16 protein-coding genes and 1 tRNA gene are annotated in these 15,543 nt (G+C 65.5%); 4 read left to right on the top strand and 13 right to left on the bottom strand.

All coding sequences use genetic code 11. The features are described 5' to 3' along the window. Positions 1–246: 246 nt before the first annotated feature. The 11 genes from B7Y64_RS06935 to B7Y64_RS06885 all read right to left on the bottom strand — a co-directional run bounded on the left by B7Y64_RS06935 (position 247) and on the right by B7Y64_RS06885 (position 10,515). Positions 247–2,259 carry a DNA topoisomerase III gene (locus B7Y64_RS06935; RefSeq protein WP_033448876.1) on the bottom strand — a complete coding sequence of 671 codons (2,013 nt, stop codon included), beginning with the start codon at positions 2,257–2,259 and terminating at the stop codon, positions 247–249. 273 nt (positions 2,260–2,532) lie between these two features. After that, the gene (locus B7Y64_RS06930; protein WP_033448879.1) at positions 2,533–2,985 is read right to left on the bottom strand and encodes a single-stranded DNA-binding protein; all 453 of its coding nucleotides are present in this window, start codon (positions 2,983–2,985) and stop codon (positions 2,533–2,535) included. A gap of 73 nt (positions 2,986–3,058) precedes the next feature. Next, positions 3,059–3,586, bottom strand: a complete 528-nt coding sequence (locus tag B7Y64_RS06925) for a DUF3158 family protein (RefSeq protein WP_033448882.1) — start codon at positions 3,584–3,586, stop codon at positions 3,059–3,061. Continuing rightward, positions 3,583–4,365, bottom strand: coding sequence for a PFL_4669 family integrating conjugative element protein (locus B7Y64_RS06920; protein ID WP_033448885.1), 783 nt, complete (start codon positions 4,363–4,365; stop codon positions 3,583–3,585). The genes B7Y64_RS06925 and B7Y64_RS06920 overlap by 4 nt, the downstream gene beginning before the upstream one ends. A gap of 447 nt (positions 4,366–4,812) precedes the next feature. Then, a complete protein-coding gene (locus B7Y64_RS06915) occupies positions 4,813–6,081 on the bottom strand; it encodes an STY4528 family pathogenicity island replication protein (RefSeq protein ID WP_033448887.1) in 1,269 nt (422 codons plus the stop codon). A gap of 3 nt (positions 6,082–6,084) precedes the next feature. Beyond that, positions 6,085–6,645, bottom strand: a complete 561-nt coding sequence (locus tag B7Y64_RS06910; RefSeq protein WP_033448890.1) for a DUF2857 domain-containing protein — start codon at positions 6,643–6,645, stop codon at positions 6,085–6,087. A gap of 15 nt (positions 6,646–6,660) precedes the next feature. Beyond that, a complete protein-coding gene (locus B7Y64_RS06905) occupies positions 6,661–8,295 on the bottom strand; it encodes a ParB family protein (RefSeq protein WP_033448893.1) in 1,635 nt (544 codons plus the stop codon). Then, the gene (locus B7Y64_RS06900) at positions 8,288–8,536 is read right to left on the bottom strand and encodes a hypothetical protein (RefSeq protein ID WP_033448898.1); all 249 of its coding nucleotides are present in this window, start codon (positions 8,534–8,536) and stop codon (positions 8,288–8,290) included. Before B7Y64_RS06900 ends, B7Y64_RS06905 begins: the two co-directional genes overlap by 8 nt. Continuing rightward, the gene (locus B7Y64_RS06895; RefSeq protein WP_033448900.1) at positions 8,520–9,395 is read right to left on the bottom strand and encodes a ParA family protein; all 876 of its coding nucleotides are present in this window, start codon (positions 9,393–9,395) and stop codon (positions 8,520–8,522) included. Before B7Y64_RS06895 ends, B7Y64_RS06900 begins: the two co-directional genes overlap by 17 nt. Positions 9,396–9,437: 42 nt before the next feature. Next, a complete protein-coding gene (locus B7Y64_RS06890; RefSeq protein WP_033448903.1) occupies positions 9,438–9,650 on the bottom strand; it encodes an AlpA family transcriptional regulator in 213 nt (70 codons plus the stop codon). Positions 9,651–9,768: 118 nt separating this feature from the next. Beyond that, positions 9,769–10,515, bottom strand: a complete 747-nt coding sequence (locus B7Y64_RS06885; protein ID WP_033448905.1) for a hypothetical protein — start codon at positions 10,513–10,515, stop codon at positions 9,769–9,771. A gap of 27 nt (positions 10,516–10,542) precedes the next feature. Here B7Y64_RS06885 and B7Y64_RS06880 point away from each other — a divergent pair, with 27 nt between their 5' ends. The 4 genes from B7Y64_RS06880 (at position 10,543) to B7Y64_RS06865 (ending at position 12,792) form a co-directional block, all read left to right on the top strand. Further along, positions 10,543–10,941 (top strand): hypothetical protein, encoded by a 399-nt coding sequence (locus B7Y64_RS06880; protein WP_060433553.1) that lies wholly within the window; start codon positions 10,543–10,545, stop codon positions 10,939–10,941. Between the two features lie 517 nt (positions 10,942–11,458). After that, positions 11,459–11,551 (top strand) — tRNA-Leu (locus tag B7Y64_RS06875). A gap of 13 nt (positions 11,552–11,564) precedes the next feature. Then, entirely contained in the window at positions 11,565–12,200 is a 636-nt protein-coding gene (locus B7Y64_RS06870; RefSeq protein ID WP_291323868.1) for a DUF6806 family protein, read from the top strand. A 73-nt stretch (positions 12,201–12,273) separates the two neighbouring features. After that, a complete protein-coding gene (locus B7Y64_RS06865; protein WP_291323867.1) occupies positions 12,274–12,792 on the top strand; it encodes a M48 family metallopeptidase in 519 nt (172 codons plus the stop codon). A gap of 62 nt (positions 12,793–12,854) precedes the next feature. On the opposite strand, the gene murI is transcribed toward B7Y64_RS06865, so the two are convergent. Together murI and B7Y64_RS06855 are read right to left on the bottom strand one after the other, a co-directional pair. Continuing rightward, positions 12,855–13,715, bottom strand: a complete 861-nt coding sequence (gene murI / locus B7Y64_RS06860) for a glutamate racemase (RefSeq protein ID WP_291323866.1) — start codon at positions 13,713–13,715, stop codon at positions 12,855–12,857. A 101-nt stretch (positions 13,716–13,816) separates the two neighbouring features. After that, positions 13,817–15,385, bottom strand: coding sequence for a fumarate hydratase (locus B7Y64_RS06855; protein ID WP_291323865.1), 1,569 nt, complete (start codon positions 15,383–15,385; stop codon positions 13,817–13,819). Positions 15,386–15,543 lie beyond the last annotated feature (158 nt).

The raw sequence follows: 15,543 nt of genomic DNA, 5'->3' as shown, positions 1-15,543 counted from the left end.
GCTCGCAGGCCGGCAAGCCACCGGGGGACCCTTCGCAGAGGCGGAAAATGCTGATCAGCAGAACGCGCCGGGAAACCCCGGACATGGTTCGTGGAGAAGCTACCTTCAGGTCCCGCGGCTGGGGGACGGCTGGGCGGGACGCGCACACGGACAAGAGAAGGCGTTGCGCGCTGGGCGTCCCGCAGGGCGTGCGGGACATGGGCCACGCCGCCGATGGCGGGCACGGCTCTCGGGGAGCGGGGTCGGTCAGGAGCCCTTGCGGCCGCTACTGCGCGGGCGCGACGCACCGCGCTTGGACGTGCCGGAATCGACCGGCAGCGTGCCTTTGCAGTCGGGGTAGCGACTGCACGACCAGAAGGGGCCGGTCTTGCCGGTGCGCTGGCGCGTCGGTGCGCCGCACTGCGGACAAGCAGGCCCCTGGGGAACCTTGATGGACAGCGAGGTGCTGCCGTACTGCACGATCAGTTGCGAAATCCATGCGGCCTGCTTGCCGATGAACACATCCAGTGTGAGTTGTCCGGCCTCGATCATGTCGAGCGCCTGCTCCCACACGGCGGTGGTTCCGGGGTCGGCAATCGCCGCGGGTACGGCATCGATCAAGGTGAACGCCGCATCCGATGCGCGAATGGAGCGCCCCTTCTTCACGATGTAGCCGCGGGTGATCAGCCCGCTGATGATGTTGGCCCGTGTCGCCTCGGTGCCGATGCCGACCGTATCCTTGAGCTTCTGCTTCAGGCGCGGGTCCGTCACCAGCTTGGCGACCCCCTTCATGGACTTGACCAGTTCGCCCTGCGTGTACGGCTTGGGCGGCATCGTCTTGAGCGCCTTGATCTCGGCCTCGGCCACCTGGCACGCCATGCCCTCGCGCAGCGGGGGGAGTACCTGGCTGCGCGCCGTGGCTTCACCGTCCTCATCCGCTTGCGGTTCGGCCAGCACCAGGCGCCAACCCTGGGCGACCATCTGCTTTCCGGTGGCCGCCAACTTCTGTTGGCCGCAGGACAGCTCGGCGACAGTGCGGTCGAACTCGTGGTGAGGGAGGAACTGCGCCAGGTAGTGCGCCCGGATGAGCCGGTACACGGCCAGCTCCTTCTCGCTCATCGCAGAGAGGTTCGCGGGTTCGAGCGTCGGGATGATGCCGTGGTGGGCTGTCACTTTGCCGTCGTTCCAGGCGCGCGAGCGCTGGTAGCGGTCGAGTTGGCCCATGATCGGGCGCAGCGAGGGATCGGTCTTGAGCAGGCTGTCAAGGACAGTCGGCACTTCCGCGAACATGCTTTCGGGCAGGTAGCCGGAATCCGAACGCGGGTACGTTGTGGCCTTGTGTGTCTCGTACAAGGCCTGCGCGATTTCGAGGGTCTCTTGAACATCCAGCCCAAGCTGCTTGGAACAAACCTCCTGAAGCGTTCCCAGGTCGAACAGCAGCGGCGGACCTTCGCGCACGCGCTCGGTCTCGACTAATAGGACCTGGGCGCTGCCCGCAGCGCGGATCTGCTGCGCGGCCTGCTGGGCGATCGGCTGCTGCAGGCAGCGACCGGCGTCGTCGGTGCAGCCATCGGGCGGAACCCACTGCGCGCTGAAAGCCTGTCCACCTGCGGACAGGGACACGTCGATGGCCCAGAACGGCACCGACTTGAAGGCCGCGATCTCGCGGTCGCGGTCCACGACGAGCTTCAAGGTCGGCGTCTGGACGCGACCGACGGACAGCACGCCGTCGTAGCCGGCCTGACGCCCGAGCACCGTGAACAACCGGCTGAGGTTCATGCCCACGAGCCAGTCTGCGCGTGAGCGCGCAAGCGCCGAGTAGTACATCGGCAGCGTGTCGGATGAGGGCCGCAACTTGCCGAGCGCGGTGCGGATCGACGCATCGTTGAGCGCCGACAGCCATAGCCGCTCGATGGGGCCGCGGTAGCCGCACAGGTCGATGATCTCGCGGGCGATCAGCTCGCCCTCGCGGTCGGCATCGGTGGCGATGACCAGATGAGTCGCCTTCGCCAGAAGCGCTTTGACGACCTTGAATTGCGTGGCGGTCTTCGGTTTGACCTCGACCCGCCACTGCTGGGGAATGATGGGCAACTGCTCCAGCGACCAGCGCTTGAGCGCCGCGTCATAGACCTCGGGAGCTGCCGCTTCTACGAGATGGCCGATGCACCAGGTGACGGTGACGCCGGAGCCGCTGAGACAGCCTTCACCGCGCTGCGTCGCGCCGAGGATTCGACCAATGTCTTTGCCTTGCGATGGCTTCTCGCACAAGAACAGCCGCATGTCCGTCCATCCGAATTCCGTGGTTCATTGAGTTGCTGGAATCGAGGATGCCGAGCATCACCAGGGGCAGCAGCAAACAAGCCGCATGCGGTGGCGACCACTTTCATGGGATGGAATGGCCGGGACGGAAGTGGCGTGCGGCCGGGGGTGTGCGGGCCGGGAGCCACGATTTTTTGGAGCGCGCGGACGCCGGTAGACGTTGATGGAGCTATCCCCTGGGGATAGCTCGCGAGGGCGTGGGGCGACGGACGACTGCCGCCGCCCCATGCTGCATCACTTCCTGCGCTTCGGCTCCTTCGGCGCGGTCGGTTCCTGGGCGGCCTGGGAATTCGGCTGCGTGTCCTGCGCGGTCTCCTGCTGCCTGGGGCTGAGGGTCACCGACTCGATGCGGAACGGCAGGATGCCGACGCTGCGCGCGTTGATCTGCCAGGTCTCGCGCGGCTGATCCTCGTTGTCCGTCCAGGGTTCGCGCTCCATGCGGCCGACGACCAGCACGCGCATGCCTTTCTGGTACAGGTCCTTCCAGTGCGCGGCGTCGCGGTGCCAGATTTCCACCGGCGCCCAGAAGCCGCCGCGATCCTCGAAGTCGCCGCCCTTGGTGGGGACGGGGTTGTCGAAATACACGTTCAGCCGCAGCAAGCGCCGCGGTTCGTCGTTGCCGTTGGGAAACTCCCGGTACTCGGGGGGCGAACCGATGTTGCCTTCGCCAGAAAAATGCGTGCTCATGTTGCAATCTCCGTGGTGGTTGAAATACCCGCACCTGGTCGGCGGCGGGCGCGTGCTGGGGTGCCTGGCGCGATCACCGATCACGCATGGCGGATGGCATGGACTTGAGCCGGCGCAGGTAGGCGTCTTCCGCGTCGGCGGCCTTGCTGGCGCACTCCTGGGCCTGCCTGCCCAAGGTGTGCAACAGGCTGATCTGCATGTTCAGCGTGATGCGCTGAAGCTCGATCGCGTGCAGGTCGGCCAGGAGGTTGACCGGCGTGCTGGTGCTCGCCATCAGCTCCTGCCACAAGGCGACGCCCATGGCCGAGCGGTCGTGCTTGCGCCAGCGAAGAAACGCCGTGCCTGCGCCAGTGGTCTGCTGGGCCAGCTCGATTGAGAGCAGGTGGAAGGGATGCCCGACGGCCTGTGGCAGCACCTGTCGCTGCGCCAAGCCAATCAACTCGTCGCGCATGGCGAAGCACTGGCTGGCCCAGGCCTCCAAGTCCCCTTTACCTTTAAAGGGCTTTAAAAGGCCTTTTAGAGAGCCTGCGTGTTCCAGCCGCATGAAGGCGGTCTGTTGCAGCGGGCGGAAGTAGCGGGTGTCGCGGTTCGGGTCGCTCATGGCTGCGCGTCCTCGTCGGCGGCGGCCTCGGGTGCCTCGGTGGTGGCAACCTCGTCGGTGGGCGATGCGGCTGCGGCAGGACCGTCACCGCGCTGCTGCAGGCCACGGCGCACGATGGGCGGCGCGAACTTCGAGCGGCGCGTGCCTTCCAGCACGTCCTGCGGCAACTCGCCGAACTTCTCCAGCGCCGCCCGGGCTGCGGCGTTCTTCGCGGCGAAGTCGTCGCGGGTGCAGCCCGAGTAGCGGTACTGCTGGGCCAGCGAGAACAGGCTGCGCAGTGCATGGGCGCCTTCGTTGAGCCAGCGTTCGAGCGTCGAGCGATCGATCAGCGCGGTGTGGTGCGCGAGGATCAGCTTGCGGGCGATGTCGTCGTAGTCGGCCAGCAGATACACCGCGGCAAAGCCCAACTGCGCATTGACGAACAGCGGCAGCTTGACGGGCTGCACGTTGAGGTTCTCGCCCAGGGTGAGTGCCGGCGGCACGCTCGCCAGGGCCTGGTCCACCTGCTCGCGCAGCGATTGCAGCGTGGCCTTCGTCTGGTCGAGCTTGTCCTCGATGCGCAGCATCCAGAAGTCGCTGTACGGGTCGTCCTGCTCCGAGCCGCGCCGCATCTTGTTCATCTGGGCGATGTAGCCGTTCAGGCCGACGATGCCGGGTCGCCCCTCGCCGGCGGCGCGACCGTGCCAGATGCGCGAGGCGTGGTGAGTGTGCAGCGTCAGCGACATCGCGCTGCGCAAGGAGCCGAGATTCAGTTGCAGAGGTTCGTTGGTCGTTGCCATGGTGTCCGCTCGTTGTTGGAAAAGAGCGGCCAGCTTCGGCAGGAAGCGGAAGGCAGTCAGTCAACAAACCGAAACCCGCCCGTCCCCGGTTCAGGGCGCGGCGGGTGCATGAGACGCGAGCTATCCCCAGGGGATAGCTCCATGGAGCGCCAAGGAACGCTGCACGCCCGGATCAGCGCGGACAAGGACGATCTCGCGGCAAGCGATCGGGGCTTGGCGTGCAGCGGTTCGACGTCGTAGCCGTCAGTGGAACTATCCCCAGGGGATAGTTCCATGGAGAGCCAAGGAACGCTGCGCGCCCGGCTCAGCCCGGACAAGGCCGATCCCGCCGCAGGCGATCGGGGCCTGACGTGCAGCGGTTCGACGTGTAGCCGTCAGTAGAACTATCCCCTGGGGATAGCTCTGCTGGAAGCCACTGGCATCCACTTCACCGCCTTGCAGGCCCGCTCACTTGCTGGCGAGCAGGTTGCGCAGCCGCTCGATGTGCTGTTTGGCGACTTCTGGCGGCACCGGCTTGCCCTGCGGCTGGGATGGTGGCGGTGCTGGTGGTGGCCGCTCATTCGGCGGAGCGTATGCAGATGGCGCGTCTTTCTTGGCCCAGGCGTTGAACTCGCCATGGATGGCCCGTTGGATGATGCCGAACAGATACCCCGCAGGATTGCGGATGCCGTGGCTGCTGCATCGCGTGGCCCATTCGTCCAGCACAGCCTGCCTCAGCGAGGCATCGACCTGCTGCAACGCCACCCGCGCACCTGTCTGCTGCTCTGCCTTCAGTTCCGCGAAGCGTTTGGGCCATTGGAGGTCGCCCAGCGCGCGCGCCTGCGCTTGTGCGTGCGCGGTAGTACGTACTTCATTAATACGAGTACTACGTACTGTACGGGCCTGCTTCGGATTCCGAAGAGAGGCGTCTGGCGCGGGTTTCGACCCTGCTTCGGATTCCGAAGTGGGGTCGTCAGGATTCCGAAGAAGGCTCGTCGCCCCTTCTTCGGATTCGTGCGTGGCGTCCTCCTGTGGATAACCTTCGTGCGCCCCAGCGCCCTGGCTGGCGAGGCGCTCGGCCAGGACTTGCAGCCTCGACGGCAGGGTGCGCCCGGCCAGCATCGGGTCTTCGCCGATTTCCTTGAGGGTGTGCAGGCCCACGATCTGAACGGTTTTGGCCGAGTGGCCGAGCGCCTGGCTGACCAGTTGCAGGTAGTCCGGGTCGAGCTGCATGGCCTCGAACGGCGTCAGGGGTTCGTCGTGCAGCACGTACAGATTGCCGAGGATGCGGCCGGTCCTGGCGTCGCGCCGTCGCCGCACCAGGCTCAGCCACCGGGTCAGTCGCAGCAGCGTCAGGGCTCGCGCCACGGTTTCATGCGAGGCCTGGCCGGCGCAGGGCATCGAGGCCAGCCAGGGCCGCAACTGCTCATAGGTGGGGAATGCGGTCACGCCGTCGTCGTTGAGCATCAGCCGGAACACCTGCCAGGCGTTGCGCTCCAGCGGCGTCAGGCGGCGGTCGAGGAACAGCCGCCGCGGTACGGTCTCGTGCCGATTGCCGCTGAAGAGGAGCGCATCGCCGGTCGCGGCCGGTGTCGCAGGTGACGGCACGGGTATGCGCTCGGGAGCGGGTGTTGGCGGGTTGGGGTTGGGCTTGGGCGCAAAGTTCTTCAGCGCCGCATCGAACAGGTCAGCGAGTGCGACGGGGCCATGGCGTGGCGCGGTATCGTCCACGGCCATGGCTCAACCCAGTCCCTGATCGACCCACGACTTGATCGCGGCCCAGACCACCGACAACGGCAAATCCATGCCTTCGGCGAGGTCCATGGCCGCGTCGAGAATCGAGGTCTCGTCCTCCAGGTCCACATTCCTGCTGCTGGTGATGGCTTTCCAGCGCCGCCACAGTTCGACGTCCTGCTTCTCGTCCAGGACAGGGTGACGACCCTTGCGCTTGGGCAGGCCCAGCACCTCACGGCGCAGGGCGACTTCCTGATGGGTCAGGCCATAGAAGCGGCTGACCATCTCCGTGCTGGCCCCCAGGCGCAACATGCGATCGACGGTCGCGATTTCCTTCTCCACGTCCTGCGCCTGCGAGAGCAGACGCCGGAGCACCTCGCGGTTCACGGACACGGAACACCACGAGACATTGGCGTTGGCGAGCACGCTCACCATGGCGGGATGCTTGAGCGCATCCAGCTCGGCCTCGCTGAAGCCCATCGCCTTGCAGCGGCGCAGTTGGCCGTTGCGCAGGTCGTAGAGCGCCTGGGCGATGACGGCCTGATTGAGCGGGTGCGGGGCGGCCATGCGGGTCTCCTTCCTTCATGCCCCAGGGCCTGCGGCACCGGACTCCAGGTCCAGCAGGCGCCGGGCCAGGCGCAGCAATCGGAACAGCTTGACCAGCGCGGTGTCGCTCAAGCGGCGGGTCGCATCGCCTTGGCCATGCAGCAGCGCCGGCAGTTCGGCGGCAAGCTGCCCGCCGTCCAGATCGGCATCGGTGAAGCTCTGGCCTGCCAGGCTCGCCAGCAATGCCAGCACGACGCGGCCCTGCGGTGATGGGGGCTGTGCGTTGGGATGGCATGCGAAGCCCACACCGTCCGCGCGGTCCTCGATGCACTGATCGAGGCCTGCCTCGCCCGCGATCTCGCGTGCGAACTGCGCGATGTGGATGCGCAGGCGATCGGGCGTGTCCAGGCCCGCGTCGATGTGCCAGACGTCGGAAATCGGGTAGAGACCGCCCGCCTGGACGGGAATGGACTGCAAGACGTTGGCCGAAAAATCGGGCAGCGCATCCCCCAGCTCGTCGGCGACCATCCGCTGAATGGATTGCAGCCGCTCCGTCGTCGGTGCAGGCGAAACGATGTGCCCCTGCAGCAGATCACCAGGAGCAGCCACGGGGCTTCCTGCGGGCGAGCCGTCCGTCCCCGAGCCGCCCTCGCGCTCGCGCGACCCAGGTGTGGTCGCCGGCGTCGGGGCCGATGGGGCCGGCGCGGCGGGCGGGCGTGCCACGGTGCCGGGCTCAGGCAGCGCGGGCGGTGCCGATGGTGGGGTCGGGTCGCTGATCAGGGCGCGATGGCGGCTTTCGGATTCGGTGAGGTCGAGCGCCAGTACGTCGTAGTCGATGCCGAGCAGTTCGGACATCTGGCCGATCAACTCGTCCTGCACGCGCTGGGGGGCGAACTCGTCGGCCTGCGTGTCGAACTGCGACAGCACCTCCTGAAAGAAGTCGTCGAAGTCCTGCACCAGCGTGCGGCCCTTGGCGTAGCGCTCCCACGCGAGCATGCAGGCCTTGCGCGTGACCGACAGGCGTTCGACTTGGTGGCGGCCGAGCCCGCCATAGAGCACGGTCGGGATCGCCGGCAGGAGGTAGCGCACCGCGTCGTTCATGCGGCTGATGTGCGACTGCTGGACTGGGAAGCCGTCGGCAGCGAGCCGGCGCGCCAGCTCCGACTGGCTGAGGGCGGCGCCGCTTTCCTGCTCGTAGAACTCGCGGACTTTCTCGACGCCGAGGGCGCGCTCGATGAACGTCAGGCCCCCGCGCAATTCGTTCTCGGCCAGGTGGCCGGTCAGCATCACGACTTCGCCGCGGCTGGGCCACGGGCGGAACAGGCACGATATGCGGAAGAACCGCTCGTCCTTGGTCTCCGACCACAGTTCGCGCAGGATCGCCAGGCGCGTGTTGCCGCCGTTGCGGATGATGTAGTGGTCCTCGCCCGGGCGCCGGGTGATCGCCGGCGCTGCGTCCAGGCCGCGCTCACGGATGGACGCCTTGATGTCCTCGTAGGCTGGGTTGCGCTTCTTCCTGGGATCGTGGTCGTAGGGGCGCAACTGGTCCAGGGTCACGACCATGGGCGTGTCGGCGATCGGGTCGCTCAAGGCCGAGGTGGACGGGCCGCTGCGCTCGAACCCGGCCGCGAGCAGCTTGCCGGCCATCTGCTGGGAGGTCATTTCAGCCATGGCGGCCTCCCTGCGCTGGGGACCGGGACTCGCGCTCGGCGCGGCGGATCTGCGCGCGGGCGTTGAGGGCCGCCCGGTGGTCGCTGGCCGTCGAACTGGTGTAGATCGCGGCGCAGCCTGCCTTCGTGAATTTGAGGTGGCCGCCTGGCGTGCGCTTGACGTGCCAGCCCTCGCCGACGGCGAACTCGATCAGGGCGCGCAGCCGCTTGTGGCCTCGGGCCAGTTCATGTGCGTTCGCCATGGGGCCTCCCGGTATCAAGAGGAAATGGCGGGCGGCCGGACACGCGAGCCAGTCGGTGCTGCCATTGCGGGAACAGTTCGCCGGCGAGGCCGCGCATGGTGTCGAGCGCGGCGGGGGCGACTCTGCCCGGTGGCTGGCGGTACTCGACGCGATGCACGGGCAGGCCGCGCGTCGCGGCGCGTGGATAGGCTTCGATGGCCGGCACGTCGGCGGCCAGCACGCGGATGCCGGTGTGGTCCTGGAACAGGTCACGCAGGGCTTGCTGGATCAGCCGGGCGTTCGCCGACACCGGGTGGACCCGGTTGATGAGCAGATGCAGCGGCGGCGGCTCGATGCCCAGGTGCCGGTACGGCGCGATGTCTTCCAGCAACTGCATGGTGCCGCGCCGCAGCTCGCGGGCGGCGAGGATTTCCGGGGTGACAGGCGACAGCGCCAAGTCGGAGGCCAGTACTGCCATCTCCAAGGTCACGCTGCGCGCGCCCTGGGTGTCGATCAGCACCAGGTCATAAAGGGGAGCCAGCATCGGCAGCAGGTGCCGCAACCGCAGGCGCCCATCCGGCGCGTGCAGCAGCAAGGTGTTCAGCTCGCCCCGATGGTCGTTGGACAGCACCAGGTCCAGGCCTGTGATGATCGTGCGGGACACGAGCTGGCCGAGGTCGCGCTCGTTGAAGGCCAGCAATTCATAGATGCCGCCGGGCGCGCGGTGGGCCAGCTCGTAGTAAGAGGACAAGGTGGGCTGCACGTCGAGATCGAGCAGCAGCACGCGCAGTCCCGCATCGGCGGCTAGCCCGCCCAGGTTGGCGGCCGTGGTCGTTTTACCGACGCCCCCTTTGGTCGAGACAATGGATACAACCTGCATGGCGTTCTCCGGGTGAGGATGGGAAGTCCGTGGGAGAACGGGTCAGGCCCGGTTGTTGACGCGCTCGGCGATCCACTGGTCGATTTCGATGGAATCCCAGCCGACGGCGCGCACGCCCAGGCGCAGCGCCTTGGGGAACTTGCCGGCGCGCATCAGGTTGTAGAGGTGGGCACGCTTGAAGCCGGACTTCGCTTCGACTTCTTCCAGGCGCAGGATGCGGCGCTCGTTGGGCGGCAGTGCAGGTGTTGGCGACATGGCGGTCACTCCTGAACGCTCAGTGGCGTTTGTTGGCGTGACCTCTATTCAATAGACGCGGCTGCGGAAAGACATTGCCAATGCAATCTCCGCGGCTGCCTAAACAAGCTGGAAAACCTTAGAGGATGGCGCTATGTAGCCGGCGCCTGGCTGTGGCGAACTTGCCGTTCAATGTCCGCTCCGCGATCCCCATGACGCCGTGGTGATGGGCGACCAATGCGCTGACCACGGCCTCCTGCGTCTTGAAGCTGGAGTACGGCGTGCCCGAGGGCGACTGGCCGAGTATCAACTCCAGCATGCCCCCGATGATGTTCAGGTAGGTGGTCTCGGCCCGATCGCTGATCGAGCATTGCGCGCATGCGGGGATCACCGAGGACTGCTTGAGCAGCGCGTCGTGCTTTTCCTGCAACTCGCGAAGCTGACGCTTGGACTGCTCCAAGGCGGATTTGAGGGCCAGCCTTTCGACCAGCATGGCTTGCCCGGTCTCCAGCGAGATGAAGGGATGGGCGATGCGCTCGCTGCGGGAGAAGAGAAAGGCGGGCCGCTGCTCGGGGTAGTGCTGGCGCATCCAGCGCTTCAGATCGACGTGGCGAACGGTGATATCAGGGGAGTCGATCAGTTCGATGTCGCGCATCGTGATGCCGTTCTGCCCGAAGGGCAGTTCCCCATTGAGGATGCCGTCGTAGATGCGGTCGGTATACAGCCGCAGTTCGCCCCAGCGCGGGCAGTCCAACGACTGTGGCAGGTCTCTCGGCGACGAGATCGAGGCCAGGATGACGTGCTCGAATCGCAGCAGCCCGGCCCAGCGTATGGAGGCTTCGATCGGGCGGTAGAACACCTTTGATGTTGGTGCATTGTTGTTCATGCTCCTATCTCCTTCCAGGAGAACTACATGGCCGACTCCTTTGGTGCCAACCTGAAGGTCGGCGTGTTGTCTGTGCATGAAGCGGGTCCCGAGGTCCGCTTCGTCATGGGGCCTGAGTACTTCTCACCGGCTTGTGTTGCAGGTAGCCGTCGTGTGCTCGATATGCAAGAATCCAGTGAGTCGCAAGATGGTCGAGCCTTCGCTGGCAGGCTCGAAAGCGACGCGCACAGTAGCAGCGTCATAAGTAGCGGCGATCTTCGCAAAACCGTTTGGGTATGGCCTGATATGCCAGCGGTTTCACGAGGCGCGAAGGGCTCGCAATCGCTACCCGACGTCCACAAGGACGCGGTGAAACCCCAGCCTGTCATGCTTGTCCAGCATCCTGATATAGCGACAAAGAATCGCGCGCTGACGCGCCACGGCTAGGGTGTGCGTTCTTCCCGCACGACTTGTGCGGACGAGCTACGCAATGCGCGGCGCATGCGGCTCGTAGCTGACATCCGAACTGAGCCAGCACCGAGAGAATCGGCCTGGACGTCATCGCGGTACTGGTGCGGGTGCCGAGAGCAGGGACAGGCGCCAGTTCGAGACCGTCGCTGACGACGTTGTGACGAGTGTGGGGCCGGTGTGCTGAGTGCGGGTCTATGGACGCCAGTGGAACTCTTTGGACGATCTTGTTGGCGGGGGTGAAAAACTAGGCTACAATCTAGGTCTTCGCTGGCCACCTCGGCGAAGAAAGTGTTCGGGAAACAACGACTTACGCGCCTAGTAAACGTCTCGTTTCCCGCTCCAGATATGCAAGGGAAGCTTCGGCTTCCCTTTTTTCTTGGTGATGGCGATAGTCCGGTTGATCGGGCGTTGCGTTCACCGGATAAGACAGGGGCATTGCGTGTCCGCGCGGCCCGGGTTACGCTGTGACGCAGGTGTGCGTTGGGCAGCCGGCGCCCCGATGGTGAAATTGGTAGACACTGCGGACTTAAAATCCGCCGCTTTCCTGAAAAGGGGCGTGCCGGTTCGACCCCGGCTCGGGGCACCACTACGATTCAATCATGTCAAGTTACAACGCTCCCTTTGAAATCCATGTCCACGGACAGGTCCAGTTGCGCGCCGATACCAGCTTTGAACAGCTCCAGGAGGCGCTCAAACCCCTGTGGAAATACGCCGGTGCCCGCTCGCTGGCCGATGGCGCGGCCAGTGCCTACGAAGAAGAGCCTGGAATCAAGTTCGATGCCCAGGAGCACATGCTGCAGATGTGCTGGACGGTGCGTGGCGACGACGATTTTCGCCAGTCGCTCGATGAAATGTGCATGAGCCTCAACGAGCTGGCCGAGTTGGGCGCCGCCATCGAGGTGACGTTTTACGACGCCGATTTCGATGAGGACGAGGAAGACGACGGCACCGAGTCGCGCGACGATTTTGTGATGCTGTTCGTGGGCCCTACGCCTGCGGCCATCATGCAGGTGCAGCGCGATTTGCTGGTGCAGGATGTGGTGAACATGATGGAGCGCCACTTTGATGGCGCCGAGCTCGGTGGCGTGGTGGCCGAGATCGACAAGTTGTTCACCCAGCGTTTCGACGCCCTGGTCAATTCGCTGGAAATTGGCAAGCCCCCGCGTGGATCGGGTGGGCCTGGCGGCTCGGTTGGCGGACACGGTGGCGGACGTCGCCCGCGCCACCTTCACTGAAAACGCGAGTTTTTGAGTTGCTGCGCCACCGGCCTGGCCCGGCTTGCTGCGCTGCGCGATTGACGGTGACTGGATGAAAACCGATCTGCCTTACCTGCGCACCTACCCCGAGTCGCTGCAAGACCAGGCCCGGCAACTGCTGGGCGAGGGGCGGCTGGGCCCTGTGTTGCTGCGCAAATACCCCCAGCCGCACGCGGTGCGCAGCGACAAGGCGTTGTATGACTACGCTGCAGAACTGAAGGCCCGACATCTGCGCAACGCAGGCACGGTGAACAAGGTGGTTTTTGACAGCAAGATCCATGTCGTGCGCCATGCGCTGGGGTTGCATACCTCGGTGTCGCGTGTGCAGGGCAACCGCCTGGCGGCCAAGCATGAGATTCGCGTTGCAGCCATGTTCAAGCAGGTTCCGGACGAGTTTTTGCGCATGATCGTGGTGCACGAACTGGCCCATTTGCGCGAGAAAGACCACGACAAGGCGTTCTACAAGCTGTGCGAGCACATGGAGCCTCAATACCACCAGTACGAGTTTGACGTGCGCCTTTACCTCACGCACCTCGAGCACGCTGGCGAGCGTCTGTGGGCGCTGGAATAGCTATTAATTAGATAGCTGCTCGCGCTTTACCAGAAAGCGCTACAGCCTGATTTGATCTGTATTCACGGGATGGAGACAGTGGAGCAGCAGTCGGGTGGCAACTGCAGCCAGCGTTCTGCGGCCGCCTGCAATGGTGCGAGTGCGCCGGTGGTGAGCAAGTGGATGGAGGCGGGCACCTCAGCCGCTGAATCTTCGGGGGCGAGCAGCGCATCCTTGTGCAGCAGGCGCCGCGTTTGCCGTGCCACCGGCTCGCCGGTTTCAATCAGCCGCACCTGCGGGCCAACGAGTGAGCGCAACTCGTCCGCCACAAACACATAGTGCGTGCAGCCCAGCACCAGCGTGTCGATTTGGCCCGTTTCGGTGCCAAATGTGCCCATCGCGCTGATGTAGCGTGCACACAGTGCTCTGGTTTCGGTAGCAAAAGGGTCGGTAGGCAAGGGCCGCGCCGTGCTGTCCTCGATGGCGCGTGCCAGGCCATCGCAGGGCTGGACAACGAATTCAGCCTGTCCAGCCAGCGACGCCAGCAGCCTGGAAAATTTGTCGCTGGTCAGCGTGCCGCGCGTGCCGATGACGCCGATGCGCCCGGTTTTGCTCAAGGTTGCAGCGGGCTTTAGGGCGGGCTCCAGCCCCACCAGCGGCAGGTCGGGCTGGCTGCTGCGCACCTCATGGATGGCGGCGGCCGTGGCCGTGTTGCAGGCCACCACCAGCGCCTTGATGTGGTGCTGCTCGCGCAGGTGTTGCGTAATGGCATGCGTGCGGGCGCTCACGAAGGCGTCGCCCCGTGCGTCGCCATAGGGCGCATTGCCGCTGTCGGCCAGGTAGACAAAGCGCTCGTGGGGCAATTCGGCCCGCAGCGCCTGCAGCACGCTCAGGCCCCCGATGCCACTGTCGAAAACGCCGATGGGTTGCGCAGCACGGTTCATGGTGTCAGGCAGGTAAAGGAAACAGGGGCAGGGCGGATGGTTTCACCCGCTGTGTGCAGATGCCACCCCGCGCTATCGGCGCGCCGCCATGCCCGGAGACGTCAGGCTGCCGCGACTTCGATGCCCTTGAATTCGCCTGTGGCGATGCGCTTTTGCCACTCGGCGGGGCCGGTGATGTGGGCGCTGGTGCCGCCCGCGTCCACGGCCACGGTGACGGGCATGTCCACCACGTCGAATTCGTAGATGGCTTCCATGCCCAGGTCTTCAAAGCCCACCACCTTGGCGGTCTTGATGGCCTTGCTGACCAGGTAGGCTGCACCGCCCACGGCCATCAGGTAAGCGCTCTTGTGGTTCTTGATGGACTCGATGGCGACCGGGCCGCGCTCGGCCTTGCCGATCATGGCAATCAGGCCGGTCTGCTCCAGCATCATGTCGGTGAACTTGTCCATGCGCGTGGCAGTGGTCGGGCCGGCGGGGCCCACGGCCTCGTCACGCACGGGGTCGACCGGGCCCACGTAATAGATCACTCGGTTAGTGAAGTCCACGGGCAGCTTCTCGCCCTTGGCCAGCATGTCCTGGATGCGCTTGTGTGCGGCATCGCGGCCGGTGAGCATCTTGCCGTTGAGCAGCAGCGTGTCACCGGGTTTCCAGCTGGCCACTTCTTCCTTGGTGAGTGTGTCGAGGTTGACCTTCTTGCTCTTGTTGTAGTCGGGCGTCCAGTCGACGTTGGGCCACAGGTCCAGGCTGGGGGGCGTGAGGTACACGGGGCCCGAGCCGTCCATCACAAAGTGCGCATGGCGCGTGGCGGCACAGTTGGGGATCATGGCAATGGGCTTGCTGGCCGCGTGCGTGGGGTACATCTTGATCTTGACGTCCAGCACCGTGGTCAGGCCGCCCAGGCCTTGGGCGCCAATGCCCAGGGCGTTGACCTTTTCAAACAGTTCCAGGCGCAGGGCTTCGACCTTGTCGAGCGCGGGGCCGCCGGTCTTGGCGGCTTCGGCCTTGGCCTGCAGCTCGTACATGTCCAGGTCGTCCATCAGGCTTTCCTTGGCCATGAGCACGGCTTTTTCTGCCGTGCCGCCAATGCCGATGCCCAGCATGCCGGGCGGGCACCAGCCTGCGCCCATGGTGGGCACGGTTTTCAGCACCCAGTCCACCACGCTGTCGCTGGGGTTGAGCATGTACATCTTGGATTTGTTCTCCGAGCCGCCGCCCTTGGCCGCCACGGTGATGTCCACGGTGTTGCCGGGCACGATCTCGGTGAAGATCACGGCAGGCGTGTTGTCCTTGGTGTTCTTGCGGTCGAACTGGGGGTCGGCCACCACGCTGGCGCGCAGGGTGTTGTCGGGGTGGTTGTAGCCACGGCGCACGCCTTCGTTGATGGCGTCGTCCAGGCTGCCGGTAAAGCCTTCCCAGCGCACGTCCATGCCCACCTTCAGGAACACGTTGACGATGCCGGTGTCCTGGCAGATGGGGCGCTGGCCCGTGGCGCTCATCTTGCTGTTGGTCAGGATCTGCGCAATGGCGTCCTTGGCAGCGGGGCTCTGCTCACGCTCGTAGGCGCGGGCCAGGTGGGCGATGTAGTCGGCGGGGTGGTAGTAGCTGATGTACTGCAACGCGGCGGCGATGGACTCGATCAGGTCTGCTTGGCGAATGGAGGTCGTGGTCATGGCAGGTGGGGTCAGTGGGGTAAATCGCGAACCCTGAATTATCCCCCTGCGGGCTTGCGCGGTGCTGTCAGGCACGATGGTGGGGCGGTGGCTGGCGCAAGAGGCGGCGGCGGCGACCCCAATGGGTGGCGCAGCACAGCGTTGCATGGGTATGCTGC

Origin of the sequence: Acidovorax sp. 35-64-16, assembly GCF_002281195.1 — a bacterium.
GTDB classification, from domain to species: Bacteria; Pseudomonadota; Gammaproteobacteria; order Burkholderiales; family Burkholderiaceae_C; genus Acidovorax; species Acidovorax defluvii.
Note: the sequence above shows the minus strand (reverse complement) of the source record. Positions and strands in the feature narration are given on the sequence as shown.

Excerpts from the sequence above, each read along its gene's own strand:
- B7Y64_RS06855 (WP_291323865.1), bottom strand. The coding sequence starts at position 15,385 with ATGACCACGACCTCCATTCGCCAAGCAGACCTGATCGAGTCCATCGCC.
- B7Y64_RS06895 (WP_033448900.1), bottom strand. The coding sequence starts at position 9,395 with ATGCAGGTTGTATCCATTGTCTCGACCAAAGGGGGCGTCGGTAAAACG.
- B7Y64_RS06915 (WP_033448887.1), bottom strand. The coding sequence starts at position 6,081 with ATGGCCGTGGACGATACCGCGCCACGCCATGGCCCCGTCGCACTCGCT.
- murI (WP_291323866.1), bottom strand. The coding sequence starts at position 13,715 with ATGAACCGTGCTGCGCAACCCATCGGCGTTTTCGACAGTGGCATCGGG.
- B7Y64_RS06925 (WP_033448882.1), bottom strand. The coding sequence starts at position 3,586 with ATGAGCGACCCGAACCGCGACACCCGCTACTTCCGCCCGCTGCAACAG.
- B7Y64_RS06935 (WP_033448876.1), bottom strand. The coding sequence starts at position 2,259 with ATGCGGCTGTTCTTGTGCGAGAAGCCATCGCAAGGCAAAGACATTGGT.
- B7Y64_RS06880 (WP_060433553.1), top strand. The coding sequence starts at position 10,543 with ATGGCCGACTCCTTTGGTGCCAACCTGAAGGTCGGCGTGTTGTCTGTG.
- B7Y64_RS06930 (WP_033448879.1), bottom strand. The coding sequence starts at position 2,985 with ATGAGCACGCATTTTTCTGGCGAAGGCAACATCGGTTCGCCCCCCGAG.
- B7Y64_RS06870 (WP_291323868.1), top strand. The coding sequence starts at position 11,565 with ATGTCAAGTTACAACGCTCCCTTTGAAATCCATGTCCACGGACAGGTC.
- B7Y64_RS06890 (WP_033448903.1), bottom strand. The coding sequence starts at position 9,650 with ATGTCGCCAACACCTGCACTGCCGCCCAACGAGCGCCGCATCCTGCGC.
- B7Y64_RS06865 (WP_291323867.1), top strand. The coding sequence starts at position 12,274 with ATGAAAACCGATCTGCCTTACCTGCGCACCTACCCCGAGTCGCTGCAA.
- B7Y64_RS06910 (WP_033448890.1), bottom strand. The coding sequence starts at position 6,645 with ATGGCCGCCCCGCACCCGCTCAATCAGGCCGTCATCGCCCAGGCGCTC.
- B7Y64_RS06900 (WP_033448898.1), bottom strand. The coding sequence starts at position 8,536 with ATGGCGAACGCACATGAACTGGCCCGAGGCCACAAGCGGCTGCGCGCC.
- B7Y64_RS06885 (WP_033448905.1), bottom strand. The coding sequence starts at position 10,515 with ATGAACAACAATGCACCAACATCAAAGGTGTTCTACCGCCCGATCGAA.
- B7Y64_RS06905 (WP_033448893.1), bottom strand. The coding sequence starts at position 8,295 with ATGGCTGAAATGACCTCCCAGCAGATGGCCGGCAAGCTGCTCGCGGCC.
- B7Y64_RS06920 (WP_033448885.1), bottom strand. The coding sequence starts at position 4,365 with ATGGCAACGACCAACGAACCTCTGCAACTGAATCTCGGCTCCTTGCGC.